This window comes from Pseudomonas sp. S3E17 (genome assembly GCF_024168685.1).
Classification (GTDB): Bacteria; Pseudomonadota; Gammaproteobacteria; order Pseudomonadales; family Pseudomonadaceae; genus Aquipseudomonas; species Aquipseudomonas marginalis.
Window position 1 is genome coordinate 4096127 of record NZ_JALJWE010000001.1, and the last position, 15374, is coordinate 4111500.

The 15374-nt window shown below is 59.6% G+C and carries 11 protein-coding genes; 8 read left to right on the forward strand and 3 right to left on the reverse strand.

Annotated elements, in window-relative coordinates; genetic code table 11:
• Positions 1 to 57 precede the first annotated feature (57 nt).
• The 3 genes from J3D60_RS18455 (at position 58) to J3D60_RS18465 (ending at position 4187) form a co-directional block, all read left to right on the forward strand.
• Positions 58 to 1329, forward strand: a complete 1272-nt coding sequence (locus J3D60_RS18455) for a YeaH/YhbH family protein (RefSeq protein WP_065925392.1) — start codon at positions 58 to 60, stop codon at positions 1327 to 1329.
• Positions 1326 to 2891, forward strand: a complete 1566-nt coding sequence (locus J3D60_RS18460; RefSeq protein WP_027605917.1) for a SpoVR family protein — start codon at positions 1326 to 1328, stop codon at positions 2889 to 2891. Before J3D60_RS18455 ends, J3D60_RS18460 begins: the two co-directional genes overlap by 4 nt.
• Before the next feature lie 63 nt (positions 2892 to 2954).
• Positions 2955 to 4187, forward strand: a complete 1233-nt coding sequence (locus J3D60_RS18465; RefSeq protein ID WP_253492276.1) for a multifunctional CCA addition/repair protein — start codon at positions 2955 to 2957, stop codon at positions 4185 to 4187.
• Here J3D60_RS18465 and folK read toward each other — a convergent pair.
• Together folK and folB are read right to left on the reverse strand one after the other, a co-directional pair.
• Positions 4170 to 4700, reverse strand: a complete 531-nt coding sequence (folK, locus tag J3D60_RS18470) for a 2-amino-4-hydroxy-6-hydroxymethyldihydropteridine diphosphokinase (RefSeq protein ID WP_027605919.1) — start codon at positions 4698 to 4700, stop codon at positions 4170 to 4172. The genes J3D60_RS18465 and folK overlap by 18 nt on opposite strands.
• Positions 4691 to 5044: a dihydroneopterin aldolase gene (gene folB / locus J3D60_RS18475; protein ID WP_046069798.1), complete on the reverse strand. Its 354-nt coding sequence runs from the start codon at positions 5042 to 5044 to the stop codon at positions 4691 to 4693. The genes folK and folB overlap by 10 nt, the downstream gene beginning before the upstream one ends.
• Positions 5045 to 5116: 72 nt before the next feature.
• Here folB and plsY point away from each other — a divergent pair, with 72 nt between their 5' ends.
• A complete protein-coding gene (gene plsY, locus J3D60_RS18480; protein ID WP_065925396.1) occupies positions 5117 to 5686 on the forward strand; it encodes a glycerol-3-phosphate 1-O-acyltransferase PlsY in 570 nt (189 codons plus the stop codon).
• 33 nt (positions 5687 to 5719) lie between these two features.
• Here plsY and tsaD read toward each other — a convergent pair whose 3' ends face one another.
• Complete coding sequence (gene tsaD / locus J3D60_RS18485; protein WP_065938230.1) at positions 5720 to 6745, reverse strand: tRNA (adenosine(37)-N6)-threonylcarbamoyltransferase complex transferase subunit TsaD; 1026 nt, start codon at positions 6743 to 6745, stop codon at positions 5720 to 5722.
• Between the two features lie 203 nt (positions 6746 to 6948).
• Between tsaD and rpsU the strand changes: the two genes are divergently transcribed.
• The 4 genes from rpsU to J3D60_RS18505 all read left to right on the forward strand — a co-directional run bounded on the left by rpsU (position 6949) and on the right by J3D60_RS18505 (position 15363).
• Complete coding sequence (gene rpsU, locus J3D60_RS18490) at positions 6949 to 7164, forward strand: 30S ribosomal protein S21 (protein WP_002551877.1); 216 nt, start codon at positions 6949 to 6951, stop codon at positions 7162 to 7164.
• Between the two features lie 445 nt (positions 7165 to 7609).
• A complete protein-coding gene (gene dnaG / locus J3D60_RS18495; RefSeq protein ID WP_027605924.1) occupies positions 7610 to 9580 on the forward strand; it encodes a DNA primase in 1971 nt (656 codons plus the stop codon).
• A gap of 67 nt (positions 9581 to 9647) precedes the next feature.
• Positions 9648 to 11498, forward strand: a complete 1851-nt coding sequence (gene rpoD, locus J3D60_RS18500) for an RNA polymerase sigma factor RpoD (RefSeq protein WP_027605925.1) — start codon at positions 9648 to 9650, stop codon at positions 11496 to 11498.
• 121 nt (positions 11499 to 11619) lie between these two features.
• Positions 11620 to 15363 carry an EAL domain-containing protein gene (locus J3D60_RS18505; protein ID WP_253492278.1) on the forward strand — a complete coding sequence of 1248 codons (3744 nt, stop codon included), beginning with the start codon at positions 11620 to 11622 and terminating at the stop codon, positions 15361 to 15363.
• The last annotated feature ends 11 nt before the right edge of the window (positions 15364 to 15374 follow it).

Here is a 15374-nt window from a genome sequence, read left to right on the forward strand (position 1 = left end):
TAAGCTTCCAGCTCGCCGCTTGAAGCTTGTAACGTGAAGCTGCCCGGAGGGCTCCTCATGAGCTATGTGATCGACCGACGCCTTAATGGCAAGAACAAGAGCACGGTAAACCGCCAGCGTTTCCTGCGGCGTTACCGTGACCACATCAAAAAGGCCGTTGAAGAGGCCGTCAGCCGCCGTTCCATTACAGACATGGAGCATGGCGAACAAATCAGCATTCCCGGACGCGACATCGACGAACCGGTGCTGCATCACGGCCGGGGCGGCAAGCAGACCGTCGTGCACCCCGGCAATAAAGAGTTCACCACCGGCGAGCATATCCAGCGCCCGCAGGGCGGTGGCGGTGGCAAAGGCCCGGGCAAGGCCGGTAACTCCGGCGAAGGCATGGACGAGTTCGTGTTCCAGATCACCCAGGAAGAATTCCTCGAGTTCATGTTCGAAGACCTGGAACTGCCCAATCTGGTGAAGCGTAACCTGACCGGCACCGATACCTTCAAGACCGTACGCGCCGGGATCAGCAACGAAGGCAACCCCTCTCGAATCAACATCATCCGCACGCTGCGCTCAGCCCATGCGAGGCGTATCGCCCTCTCGGGCAGCAGTCGTGCCAAATTGAGGACGGCAAAGGAAGAGTTGGCGCGTTTAAAGCGCGAAGAGCCAGACAACTTCGGCGATATCCAGGAAATCGAGGCGGAAATAGAGAAACTCAGCGCGCGTATCCACCGCGTGCCGTTCCTCGATACCTTTGACCTCAAGTACAACCTGCTGGTCAAGCAGCCCAATCCCAGCTCAAAAGCCGTGATGTTTTGCCTAATGGACGTGTCAGGCTCGATGACCCAGGCGACCAAGGACATCGCCAAGCGTTTCTTTATCCTGCTGTACCTGTTCCTGAAGCGGAACTACGACAAGATCGACGTGGTGTTCATCCGCCATCACACCAGCGCACGGGAAGTGGATGAGGAGGAGTTCTTCTACTCGAGGGAAACCGGCGGCACCATCGTGTCCAGCGCCTTGAAGCTGATGCAGGAGATCATGGCCGAGCGCTACCCGGCCAACGAGTGGAATATCTACGCGGCCCAGGCCTCCGACGGCGACAACTGGAACGACGATTCGCCGATCTGCCGCGACATCCTGATCAACCACATCATGCCGTTTGTGCAGTACTACACTTATGTCGAAATCACCCCCCGTGAGCACCAGGCCCTGTGGTTTGAATACGAGCGCATCGGCGAAGCCTTTGCCGACACGTTCGCACAACAGCAACTGGTCTCGGCCGGCGATATCTATCCGGTCTTCCGTGAACTCTTCCAGCGCAGGTTAGTGACATGACCGCCAAAAAAGAGACTAAGCGCCAACCCATTTCCACCGGCTCCGAGTGGACCTTTGAACTGATCCAGGCCTATGACCGGGAAATCAGCCGCATCGCGGCGGGTTATGCCCTGGACACCTACCCCAACCAGATCGAAGTGATCACGGCCGAGCAGATGATGGACGCCTATGCTTCCGTCGGCATGCCCCTGGGTTACCACCACTGGTCTTACGGCAAACATTTCCTCAGTACCGAAAAGTCGTACACCCGGGGCCAGATGGGCCTGGCCTACGAAATCGTGATCAACTCCGACCCATGCATCGCCTACCTGATGGAAGAAAACACCATCTGCATGCAGGCGCTGGTGGTGGCCCATGCCTGCTATGGGCACAACAGCTTCTTCAAGGGCAACTACCTGTTCCGCACCTGGACCGACGCCAGCTCGATCATCGATTACCTGGTGTTCGCCAAGCAGTACATCATGCAGTGCGAGGAGCGCCACGGTATCGACGCCGTGGAAGACTTGCTCGACTCCTGCCATGCCCTGATGAACTATGGCGTCGACCGCTACAAGCGCCCATACCCTATTTCTGCCGAGGAAGAGCGCCTGCGCCAGAAGGAGCGCGAGGAGCACCTGCAGAAGCAGATCAACGACCTGTGGCGCACCATTCCCAAACGCGCCGGCAAGAACAGCGACAAGGACAATGCGCGCTTCCCCGCCGAACCCCAGGAAAACATTCTTTACTTCCTGGAAAAGCACGCACCGCTGCTGGAACCGTGGCAACGGGAAATCGTGCGTATCGTACGCAAGATCGCCCAGTACTTTTACCCACAGCGCCAGACCCAGGTGATGAACGAAGGTTGGGCGACGTTCTGGCACTACACGCTCATGAACGACCTGTACGACGAAGGCCTGGTCACCGACGGCTTCATGATGGAGTTCCTGACGTCCCACACCAGCGTGGTGTTCCAACCCGGCTTCGACAGCCCGTATTACAGCGGGATCAACCCTTACGCGCTGGGTTTTGCCATGTACCGCGATATTCGGCGCATGTGCGAACACCCCACCGATGAAGACCGCCGCTGGTTCCCGGAAATCGCCGGCAGTGACTGGCTGTCGACGATCAAGTTCGCCATGAGCAGCTTCAAGGATGAGAGCTTTATCCTGCAGTACCTGTCACCCCAGGTGATCCGCGACCTCAAACTGTTCAGCATCCTGGATGATGACCTCAAGGACGACCTGGTGGTGCCGGCCATCCACGATGAGCCCGGCTACCGCACCATCCGTGAAACCCTGGCGGCGCAATACAACCTGGGCAACCGTGAACCCAACGTGCAGATCTACAGTATCGATGTGCGCGGCGACCGCTCGCTGACCCTGCGCCACCAGCAGCACGACCGCAAACCCCTGGGCGAATCCACCGAGGAAGTGCTCAAGCACCTGCATCGGCTTTGGGGCTTCGACATCCACCTGGAAACCCTGCAAGGCGACCAAGTGATGAAGACCCACCATGTACCACCGCGCAACGATCACAATGACAACGACTACGGCCGCCTGGACCTGGCCGTCGTTCATCTCTGAAACAGCAAAGCCTCCATTGGCCAGGCACAGGCGGTATCCTGTGCCGCTAATGGAGGCTTTTTCATGAAAATCTACAAAGTCGGCGGCGCCGTGCGTGACCGCCTGCTGGGCATCAAGGTCACCGATGTCGACCGCGTGGTCGTCGGCGCGAGCACCGAAGAAATGCTCACCAAGGGTTTCAAGCCAGTGGGTTCGGACTTCCCGGTGTTCCTGGACCCGAAAAACGGCGATGAGTACGCCCTGGCCCGCACTGAGCGCAAGAGTGGTCGGGGTTACGGTGGTTTTGTGTTTCACGCCAGCCCCGAGGTGACGCTGGAAGAAGACCTGATCCGTCGCGACCTGACCATCAACGCCATGGCCGAAGACGACGACGGTAACCTGACTGATCCGTATCACGGCCAGCGCGACCTTGAGTCCCGCATACTTCGTCACGTTTCCCCTGCATTCGCCGAAGATCCCCTCCGAGTTCTTCGTGTCGCCCGTTTTGCCGCGCGCTATGCACACCTGGGTTTTACGGTAGCACCGGAGACGCTGGAGCTGATGCGTCAACTCAGCGAGTCCGGCGAATTGGAAGCCCTGACGCCGGAGCGCAGTTGGAAAGAAATCTCTCGGGCGTTGATGGAAGATCAGCCCCAGGTGTTTATCCAGGTACTTCGGGACTGTAATGCGCTGAAGATCTTGATGCCGGAAGTGGATGCACTCTTTGGCGTGCCACAACCCGAAGCCCATCACCCCGAGATAGATACTGGCGTGCACACCTTGAGCGTGCTGGAACAAGCTGCGTTGCACAAACAGCCCCTGACCGTACGCTGGGCCTGCCTGCTGCATGACCTGGGCAAGGGCCTGACGCCTGTGGATAAGTTACCGCAGCACATTGCTCATGAGCATCGAGGCTTGAAGCTCATCACGCTCGTCAATGAACGCTTCAAAGTGCCGAGGGACTGCCAGGAATTGGCGCTGCTGGTGGGCCAATATCACACCCATGGTCATCGTGCGCAGGAGCTGAAAGCCTCGACGCTGCTGGAGTTGCTGCAAAGTTTTGACGTATACCGCAGGCCACAGCGCTTTGAGGAGTTTGTGGTCGCCTGCGAAATGGATGCCCGAGGCCGCAAGGGACTGGAGCAAAGAAGTTATCCACAGGCGGATTACTTACGCGGCGCGGCGAAAGCAGCGCGCGAGGTTGCCGTGGCGCCACTGCTTGAGCAGGGATTCAAGGGGCCGGAGTTGGGCGAGGCGCTCAAGCGTGAACGACTCAGGGCACTCAAAGCCTACAAGGAACTACACAAACCCTTGTAGGAGCGAGTCCGGGGTGAGTTGCTGGCCCTGCCATTCAAACCCGACAGGCGCCAGCACCTGATCAATCTGAGCGTCACGCCACAACGCAGCCATCGTCTTGCCCGCTTCAGGGTGCACCCGGTCCGGCGCCATCATCGACAACGGCCACAGCACAAAGGCATTTTTCAGGATCTCCGCCCGCGGCAGGATCAAACCATCGAAGTCACCCACCAACTCGCCGTACAGCAGCACGTCGATATCCAGCGGCAGGCCTTTGCGATCCGGCGCATAGCGGCCATTGTCAGCCTCGATGGATTTCAACCGACGATCCAACTCCATCAATGACAGGTCGGTATAGGCCGACACCACCAGATTGAAGAATGGCCCGCTTTTGATGCCCACCGGCTGGCTCTCGAACACCGCCGAGCAGCGCATATCCGTCAGGAAACTCGCCAACGCGTCGAGCCCGGCGCGCAGGTGGGGCTCGCGCTCGATATTACTACCGAGGCCAAGGTAAACCTGAGTCAGCGACATCCGCGCTCAATCTCCACGCCTACACCCTTGGCAGCCGGCACTGCGCCGGGTTTGGTCAGCTTGAGGTGCAGCCAGGGAATCTGGAACTCGCTCATCAGCACTTCGGCCAGGCGTTCGGCAAAGGTCTCGACCAGCTGGTACTGGGACTGCTCGGCAAAGGCCTGGATCCGCGCGGACACGCTGGCGTAATCCAGCGCCAGGGCCAGGTCGTCGCCAGCCGCAGCCGGGCGGTTATCCCAAGCGAAGCTCAGGTCCAGGCGCAGACATTGACGGATCCCGCGCTCCCAGTCGTAGGCCCCGATCACGGTGTCGACTTCCAGGCCTTCGATAAACACTCTGTCCAAGCTCTTCTCCGCAGCACGACAAGGGCGCGATGCCCCGTTAGAATCAGGGCGTCCTCGCCCGGAATAGTTAGCATGTTTTGGTCACTGGCGATTCTCGCCTACCTGCTCGGCTCGCTCTCCTTCGCCATTTTGCTCAGCCGCCTGACGGGAAATCCCGACCCGCGAATGAGTGGTTCAGGCAATGCCGGCGCCACCAATATGTTGCGCCTGGCCGGCAAGAAGCTCGCCGTACTGACGCTGCTGGGCGACGTATGCAAGGGCCTGTTGCCCGTACTGATCGCCAGCCTCGCCGGCCTGACCCTGCAGCAGCAGGCCTGGGTGGGCGTGTGCGCCGTCCTCGGCCATCTGTTTCCCCTGTACTTCCGTTTTCGCGGCGGTAAAGGTGTCGCCACGGCAGCCGGCATGCTGCTGGGGATCTACCCGCCGGCGGCGTTGCTGGCCGTGCTCGCCTGGCTGCTGACGTTCTACCTGACCCGCACCAGCTCGCTGGCGGCGCTGATCGCCACACCGCTCACCCTGCCGTTGCTGGCCTGGCAGGAACCGGCGGCGCTGCTGCCGATGAGTGTGCTGACACTGCTGATCGTCTGGCGACACCGGGGCAATCTACGCGACCTGTTTGCCGGGCGCGAACGGCATTTTTAAATACCGCCAATGAGCCCGACTCACGTTGCACACTTACAAGGGCGGCAGTTGCTCCATCGGCCAGCGCGCCTGCACGCTGATCGCCAGGCTTTCGTGCTGCCCCGCCTGCAGGCGCTGACAACCGGCATAGGCGATCATCGCGCCGTTGTCAGTGCAGAACTCAGGGCGGGCGTAGAACACATCCCCCTTCATATCACCGAGCATCTTTTCCAATGAGCTGCGCAACGCCTTGTTGGCGCTGACGCCACCGGCGATCACCAGGCGCTTCATGCCGGCCTGTTTCAGGGCGCGCTTGCACTTGATGGTCAAAGTCTCCACCACGGCCTGCTGGAACGCCAGCGCGATGTCGCAACGGGCTTGCTCACTGTCGTCCCCGGCGCTGACACTGTGCTGCCAGGTATTCAACGCGGAGGTTTTCAAGCCGCTGAAGCTGAACATCAGGCCAGGGCGATCGCACATCGGGCGCGGGAACGTATAGCGGCCGGCAACGCCTTTTTCGGCCAGGCGGGCGATTTCCGGCCCACCCGGGTAATTGAGGCCCATCATCTTCGCGGTCTTGTCGAAAGCTTCGCCGGCGGCGTCGTCCAAGGACTCGCCCAACAGCGTGTATTGACCGATTCCGTCGACCTGGACCAGCTGCGTATGCCCGCCCGAAACCAACAAAGCGACGAACGGGAACTGCGGCGGGTTTTCTTCCAGCATCGGCGCCAGTAAATGGCCTTCCATATGGTGCACGCCGAGGGCCGGAATGCCCCAGGCAAAAGCCAGCGCCTGGGCACAAGAGGCGCCAACCAGAAGGGCTCCGACCAATCCGGGGCCCGCCGTATAGGCAATCGCATCGATCTCGGTCGGCACGCAACCGGCCTCGTCCAACACCTGGCGAATCAACGGCAGCATACGTTTGACGTGATCACGACTGGCCAGCTCCGGCACAACGCCGCCATAGGCCCGATGCAAGTCGATCTGACTGAACAGCGCATCGGCCAAAAGCCCGCGTTCATTGTCGTAAAGTGCGACACCGGTTTCGTCGCAGGAGGTTTCAAGTCCCAGTACTAGCATGGGTTTGCGCCTTGTAGAGGCTGAATTCGAAGGCGCGCATAATAGTCGCCACTCCCCCTCCCGACTAGCGGTTTTCGATCAGAGGCTTTGCATTCCTGCCAATGAGGGGTTAACATCCGCAACCCTTAAAAACCGACGACCTCAGCCGCGAATTTTTTGCGACGAGAACGTTGATTCCCGGTAATGAAAGAAGGTAGCTCTGGATGCCAGCCGTCAAAGTAAAAGAGAACGAACCCTTCGACGTAGCTCTGCGTCGTTTCAAGCGCTCCTGCGAAAAAGCCGGTGTTCTGGCTGAAGTTCGTAGCCGCGAATTTTATGAGAAGCCAACTTCTGAGCGTAAGCGTAAAGCAGCAGCCGCTGTTAAGCGTCACGCCAAGAAAGTTCAGCGCGAACAGCGCCGCGCCGTTCGTCTGTACTAATACACAGACGTTCGTAGCAAGCTTCTGCCAAGCCCGGCCCTCAGCCGGGCTGTTGGCATTTGCGGATATCGCTTGATGCTTCATCGTTGACGCCGCACACGCGACTGATACACCTGCTTCAAACGTCAGGACTGGCTCTTTTGCCAGCGGTGCACGTCTCTTCTGACGAGCCTAACAAGGCTACTGACGAGCACACTCATTTTGTAAGCAGACGATCAACTGTATCGGCTGTGCCCAGCGACGAGCATCCGAGGCCACGATTGGCCAGCGCCGGACTCGAGGGCAACATTTCCAGGCCGACACACTGATTGAAACTAACGTCAGTGAATGTTCGGCAGATACACTTCCTGACAGCCCAAGCAGACGATTGATGGTCAAGCCATTCGATACGTGCGCTTGAGCACTTCACGGGCACTCATTTACACGCAGTGATGACGAGAACGCCATGGCAGGGCTGATTCCCCAGAGCTTTATTGACGACCTTCTGAACCGCACCGACATTGTCGATGTTGTCAGCTCGCGCCTGCAATTGAAGAAAGCTGGCAAAAACTACACAGCCTGCTGCCCGTTCCACAAGGAAAAAACCCCGTCATTCAGCGTCAGCCCCGACAAGCAGTTCTACTACTGCTTCGGCTGCGGCGCAGGCGGTAACGCCCTCGGCTTCCTGATGGACCACGACAACCTGGACTTTCCCCAGGCGATCGAGGACCTGGCGAAAGCCGCCGGCATGGAAGTCCCCCGCGAAGAAAGTGGCCGCCCGCATAAACCACGGCAACCCACCGACTCGCCGCTGTACCCGCTGCTGACTGCCGCTGCCGACTTCTACCGTCAGGCCCTTAAAAGCCATCCGCAGCGCAAGGCCGCCGTCGACTACCTGAAAGGGCGCGGCCTGACCGGCGAAATCGCCCGCGACTTCGGCCTCGGCTTTGCCCCACCTGGCTGGGACAACCTCTACAAACACCTGAGCAGCGATACCCTGCAGCAAAAAGCCATGATCGACGCCGGCCTCCTGGTTGAGAACGCCGAGACCGGCAAGCGCTACGACCGCTTCCGCGACCGCGTGATGTTCCCGATCCGCGACAGCCGTGGTCGCATCATCGCCTTCGGCGGCCGAGTGCTGGGGGATGACAAGCCCAAGTACCTGAACTCCCCGGAAACCCCGGTATTCCACAAGGGCCAGGAACTCTATGGCCTGTTCGAGGCGCGCAAGAACAATCGAAACCTCGATGAAATCATCGTGGTCGAAGGCTATATGGACGTGATCGCCCTGGCTCAGCAAGGTTTGCGCAACGCCGTGGCCACCCTCGGCACCGCCACCAGCGAAGAACACTTGAAGCGCCTGTTTCGCGTCGTGCCAAGCGTGCTGTTCTGCTTCGACGGTGACCAGGCCGGCCGCAACGCCGCCTGGCGCGCGCTCGAAGCCACCTTGTCGAGCCTGCAGGATGGGCGCCGCGCGCGCTTCCTGTTCCTGCCCGAAGGGGAAGACCCGGATACCCTGGTGCGCTCCGAAGGCACCGACGCATTCCGCGCCCGCATCAATCAACATGCGCAGCCGTTGGCGGATTATTTCTTCCAGCAACTGACCGAAGAAGCCGACCCACGCTCCCTCGAAGGCAAGGCCCACATGGCCACCCTCGCGGCACCATTGATCGACAAGGTTCCAGGCGCGAACCTGCGCACCCTGATGCGCCAACGCCTGCTGGAAATTACAGGACTGAGTGGCGAGGCCGTCAGCCAGCTGGTGCACAGCGCACCGCAGGACGCGCCGCCCGCCTACGACCCAGGCATGGATTATGACGCCATGCCGGACTATGCCGACTTCCATCAACCCCAGGAGGCGTATGCCCCCCAGCAGGAATGGACGCCGAAGAAGCCCGGTGCCGGCGGCAAGAAATGGGACAAGAAACCCTGGAGCAAAAACGGCAAGCGCGGTGATCGCGATGAGGCCTACGCGCCTCGCACACCGGTCGCCGTAGAAGCTCCCACGCTGATTGCCCTGCGCACGCTTATCCACCACCCGCAATTAGCGAGCAAGGTTGAAAGCGCCGACCATTTTGCCAACGCGAGCAATACCTACGCTCAGGTGCTGATCGCACTGATCGAGGCCGTGCAGAAAAATCCTAAGCTAAACTCCATTCAGCTGATGGCTCGCTGGCATGGCACAGAACAGGGTCGTTTGTTGAAGGCGCTCGCGGAAAAGGAGTGGCTAATTGACGGCGATAACCTTGAACAACAGTTTTTAGACACCATTACTAGGTTATCCGCGGGCCAGCACACGCAGACCCTCGATGAACTCATCAAGAGAGCAAGACAGCCGGGATTATCGGCTGAAGAGCAAATTCAGATAGCAAAACAGATGCGCGACCTCTTAAAACAGAATGTTTCCGCATCAAACCCGACCTCAGCTGGCGTGTGAGGTCATAGCTCGGGTATAATCCTCGGCTTGTTTTTTGCCCGCCAAGACCTTCAGTGGATAGGGTGTTATGTCCGGAAAAGCGCAACAGCAGTCTCGTATCAAAGAGTTGATCACCCTTGGTCGTGAGCAGAAGTATCTGACTTACGCAGAGGTCAACGATCACCTGCCTGAGGATATTTCAGATCCAGAGCAGGTGGAAGACATCATCCGCATGATTAATGACATGGGGATCCCCGTACACGAGAGTGCTCCGGATGCGGACGCCCTTATGTTGGCCGACGCCGATACCGACGAGGCAGCCGCTGAAGAAGCCGCTGCCGCGTTGGCCGCGGTGGAGACCGACATCGGTCGCACGACTGACCCTGTGCGCATGTATATGCGTGAAATGGGTACCGTCGAGTTGCTGACACGCGAAGGCGAGATCGAAATCGCCAAGCGTATCGAAGAGGGTATCCGTGAAGTGATGGGCGCAATCGCGCACTTCCCTGGCACGGTTGACCACATTCTCTCCGAGTACACTCGCGTCACCACCGAAGGTGGCCGCCTGTCCGACGTCCTGAGCGGTTATATCGACCCGGACGACGGCATCGCGCCGCCTGCCGCCGAAGTACCGCCGCCTGTCGATGCCAAAGCCGCGAAAGCGGACGATGACACCGAAGACGACGATGCCGAAGCCAGCACCGACGACGAAGACGAAGTCGAAAGCGGCCCAGACCCGATCATTGCTGCCCAGCGTTTCGGCGCGGTTTCCGATCAAATGGAAATCACCCGCAAGGCCCTGAAAAAGCACGGTCGCTCCAACAAGCTGGCAATTGCCGAGCTGCTGGCGCTGGCTGAGCTGTTCATGCCGATCAAGCTGGTACCGAAGCAATTCGAAGGCCTGGTTGAACGGGTTCGTAGCGCCCTTGAGCGTCTGCGTGCACAAGAGCGTGCGATCATGCAGCTCTGTGTCCGTGATGCGCGCATGCCGCGTACCGACTTCCTGCGCCAGTTCCCGGGCCACGAAGTGGACGAAAGCTGGAGCGACGCCCTGGCCAAAGGCAAGGCGAAGTACGCTGAAGCCATTGGTCGCCTGCAGCCGGACATCATCCGTTGCCAGCAGAAGCTGACCGCACTCGAGACCGAAACCGGTCTGACGATTGCCGAGATCAAGGACATCAACCGTCGCATGTCGATCGGTGAGGCCAAGGCCCGCCGCGCGAAGAAAGAGATGGTTGAAGCGAACTTGCGTCTGGTGATCTCCATCGCCAAGAAGTACACCAACCGTGGCCTGCAATTCCTCGATCTGATCCAGGAAGGCAACATCGGCTTGATGAAGGCTGTGGACAAGTTCGAATACCGTCGCGGCTACAAGTTCTCGACTTATGCCACCTGGTGGATCCGTCAGGCGATCACTCGCTCGATCGCCGACCAGGCCCGCACCATCCGTATTCCGGTGCACATGATCGAGACGATCAACAAGCTCAACCGCATTTCCCGGCAGATGCTGCAGGAAATGGGTCGCGAACCGACCCCGGAAGAGCTGGGCGAACGCATGGAAATGCCTGAGGATAAAATCCGCAAGGTATTGAAGATCGCTAAAGAGCCGATCTCCATGGAAACCCCGATCGGTGATGACGAAGACTCCCACCTGGGTGACTTCATCGAAGACTCGACCATGCAGTCGCCAATCGATGTCGCCACTGTTGAGAGCCTTAAAGAAGCGACCCGCGACGTACTGTCCGGCCTCACTGCCCGTGAAGCCAAGGTACTGCGCATGCGTTTCGGCATCGACATGAATACCGACCACACCCTTGAGGAAGTCGGTAAGCAGTTTGACGTGACCCGCGAGCGGATCCGTCAGATCGAAGCCAAGGCGTTGCGCAAGTTGCGCCACCCGACGCGAAGCGAGCATCTGCGCTCCTTCCTCGACGAGTGACACCAGAACCCCCGGCCCAGGCCGGGGGTTTTGCTTTGTACAGATAAAATCCCGCGCAAATCCCCTCCCCCGCAATGCCCGTCTACACTCGAAACATTCCCCGTGCCATAACGAGACCGTTATGCCCAGATTGCCGACTGTGTTACTGCTGTCGCTGCTGACCTGGACCGCAACGGCTGGCGCGTTGACTCTTAGCGATGATGAGCGTGGCTGGCTGGCGGACCATCAGGAGTTGCGCGTGGGGGTGGACGCCTCCTGGCCACCCTTCGAATACCGTGATGAAGAGGGCCGCTACCAAGGCTTGGCGGCGGACTACGTACGCCTGATCCAGGAACGCCTGGGGGTCAGGATCAAACTGATTGAGCCGGTCAATTGGAGTGCCTTGCTGGAGCAGGCACGCCACAACCAACTCGACCTGCTGCCGGGCATCATGTCTACCCCCGAACGCCAGGACTTCATGGCATTCACCCGCCCTTACCTGGACTTTCCCATTGTCATCCTCGCCCATGAAGGCGGCGCCCGACCACGCAACCTCAAAGACCTTTATGGGTTGAAGATTGCCGTGGTGGAAAATTATGCTCCCCATGAACTGCTACGCACCCATCATCCAGACCTCAACCTGGTGGCCCTGCCCAATGTCAGTTCGACGCTGCAGGCCTTGGCCACCGACGAAGTCGACGCCGTGGTGGGCGACCTCGCGTCAAGCGTCTGGAGTCTGCGCCAGCTCAAGCTCGATGGCCTGTACGTAAGTGGCGAAACGCCGTACCGCTATCAATTGGCGATGGGTGTACCACGGGACAACAAAATACTGGTGAGCATCCTGGACAAGGTTCTCGCCGACCTCAGCCCGGCCGAAACCGAAGCCATCCAGCAACGCTGGGTGGGCAGCCTCACCGATCACCGTACGTTCTGGACCGACCTACTGATGTACGGCCTGCCCGCCGTGCTGTTGTTGAGCACCGTTTTGGCCATCGTCATTCGGATCAATCGCCGGCTGAGTTCGGAAATTTCCCGCCGCGTCGCCCTCGAACAGGAACTGCGCAGCAGCGAATACCATTATCGCGGCCTGGTGGAGAGCCTGTCCGCCATCGCCTGGGAAGCCAGCGTTACCGATTTCACCTACAGCTATGTGTCACCCCACGCCGAAGATCTGCTCGGTTACCCGCGCGCCCATTGGCTGATTCCGGGCTTCTGGCGCAACATCATTCACCCCGCCGACCTCATCCGCGCCGAAGCCTATTGCTACCGGGAAACCCGCGCCAACCGCGACCACAGCATCGACTATCGGGTGATCACGGCGGACGGCCGCTGCCTTTGGGTGCGCGACATTGTCAGCCTGATCGAACATGGCCATGAGCCAGTGTTACGGGGCTTGATGATCGACATCAGCGAAACCAAACGCACTGAAGAGGCGCTGCAGCTTTCCGAGCAAAAGTTTGCTTCCGTGTTTCAGCAATGCCCGGACATCCTGGTGATCGCGCGACTGTCCGATGGCTGCCTGCTTGAGGTCAACAAAGCATTTGAGGACCAAGTGGGTCTGAAAGCCGCGCAGGTGATCGGAAAAACCGCGACCGCCCTGAATATCTGGGGCATCCCCGGTATCGGCACCGATCTGTTGAAACGCGTGCAAACCACCAGCATTCGCAACCTGGAAATGCCCTTTCTGCGCAGCAATGGCCAGGCCTTTATCGGGCTGATTTCCGCCGAACCGTTTCAACTCGACACCACTGAAGCCATTGTGGTGGTGGTCCGCGATATCACCCAGCTCAAGGAAACCCAGCAACAACTGCAAATCTCCGAAGAGAAATTCGCCAAGGCCTTCCACGCCTCTCCCGATGGCTTGCTGCTGAGCCGCCAGCGAGATGGCCTGCTGATTGAAGTGAACGATGGTTTCAGTCGCATCACCGGCTTCAACAGCACGACATCCCTCGACCAATCGACCCTTGACCTGGGCATCTGGGTCGATCTTAACGAACGCAAGCACATGCTGGAGTTGATGCATCGAGATGGATACGTGCGTGACTTCATCTGCCATATACGCCGCAGCGACGGGCAGATCCGGCTGTGCGAAGTCTCCAGCCGCCCACTGCCGATCGCCGGTGAAGACTGCATGCTCACCATCGCCCGGGACATCACCGAGCGCCAGCTGATGCAGGAAAAACTGCAACAGGCCGCCACGGTATTCGAGAGTACCGCCGAGGGCGTATTGATCACCGACACGCGCCAGAACATCAGCGCCGTCAACCGCGCCTTCAGCGAGATCACCGGCTACAGTGAAGCCGAAGCCCTGGGCCAGACACCGCGCCTGCTCGCCTCCGGCCTGCATGACAGCGCCTTCTATGCCGCCATGTGGCACCAGTTGACGGCCCAGGGTCATTGGCAGGGCGAAATCTCCAACCGCCGCAAGAACGGCGAGTTGTACCCCAGTTGGCTGACCATCAGCGCCGTGCGCAACCGCGATCAATTGATCACGCATTTTGTCGCGGTGTTTGCCGACATCTCCAGCCTCAAGCTGGCCCAGGCGCGCCTCGACTATCAGGCGCACCACGACCCACTGACCGGCCTGCCGAACCGCATGCTGTTTGAAAGTCGGCTGCAGGCGGCCCTCAACGGCCATCAGGAAACCGGCAAACAAGGCGCGGTGCTGTTTCTCGACCTGGATCGTTTCAAACACATCAATGACAGCCTCGGCCACCCGATCGGCGACCTGCTACTCAAAGACATCGCCGTACGCCTCAAGGAGCAACTGCGTGACATCGACACCGTCGCGCGCCTGGGCGGCGATGAATTCATCATCCTGCTGCCCGGCCTGCAACACGCCAGCGACGCCGAGCAACTGGCCAACAAGCTGCTGGCCTGCTTCACCCCACCGTTCCAGGCCGGCGAACACGAGTTCTTCATCAGCGCCAGCATCGGCACCAGCCTGTACCCCCAGGACGGTACCGACGTGGCCACCCTGGTCAAGAACGCCGACGCCGCGATGTACCGCTCCAAGGCCAAGGGGCGTAACCGAGTCGAAAGCTATACCCGTGATCTGACTGTACAGGCCAATGAGCGCGTAGCGTTGGAGCACGAATTGCGCCGCGCCATTGAGCGTGATGAATTGAGCCTGTATTACCAACCAAAACTGAGCCTGGCGACCCAGGAACTGATCGGCGCCGAAGCGCTGATTCGCTGGCGGCACCCCATGTTTGGCGAGGTCCCGCCCGAACACTTCATCGCCCTCGCCGAAGAGAACGGCACTATCCTGCAGATTGGAGATTGGGTCCTGGAACAGGCCTGCCTGCAAATGCACACCTGGCAAACCACTTTCGATGACTTTGGCCCACTATCGGTCAACCTCGCCGGCGCGCAATTGCGCCACCCTGGTTTACTGGCTCGTATCGAACAGTTACTGCGCGACTACAGCCTCGAGCCGGGCTGCCTGCAATTGGAGATCACTGAAAACTTCATCATGAGCCAGGCCGAAGAAGCGCTGGCAGTCCTGCACCAACTCAAGCGCCTGGGCGTACAGCTGGCGATCGACGATTTCGGCACCGGCTATTCGTCCCTCAGCTATCTCAAGCGCCTGCCCCTGGATTTCCTGAAGATCGACCAGTCCTTCGTCCGCGGCCTACCTGACGACCCCCACGACGCCGCCATCGTGCGCGCCATCATCGCCCTGGGCCACAGCATGCAATTCACCATCATCGCAGAAGGCGTGGAGAACCCCGCGCAGCAAGCCTTCCTGGCCGCTGAAGGCTGCGAACAGATGCAGGGTTACATTGTCAGCCTGCCGCTACCGCCCGAGCTTTTTGCGGCGACCTTCCTTCGCAGGAGCATTGAGGATTTTTCGGATAGCACAGTAGAGAAACCATCGTTATAATCCGCGACCTA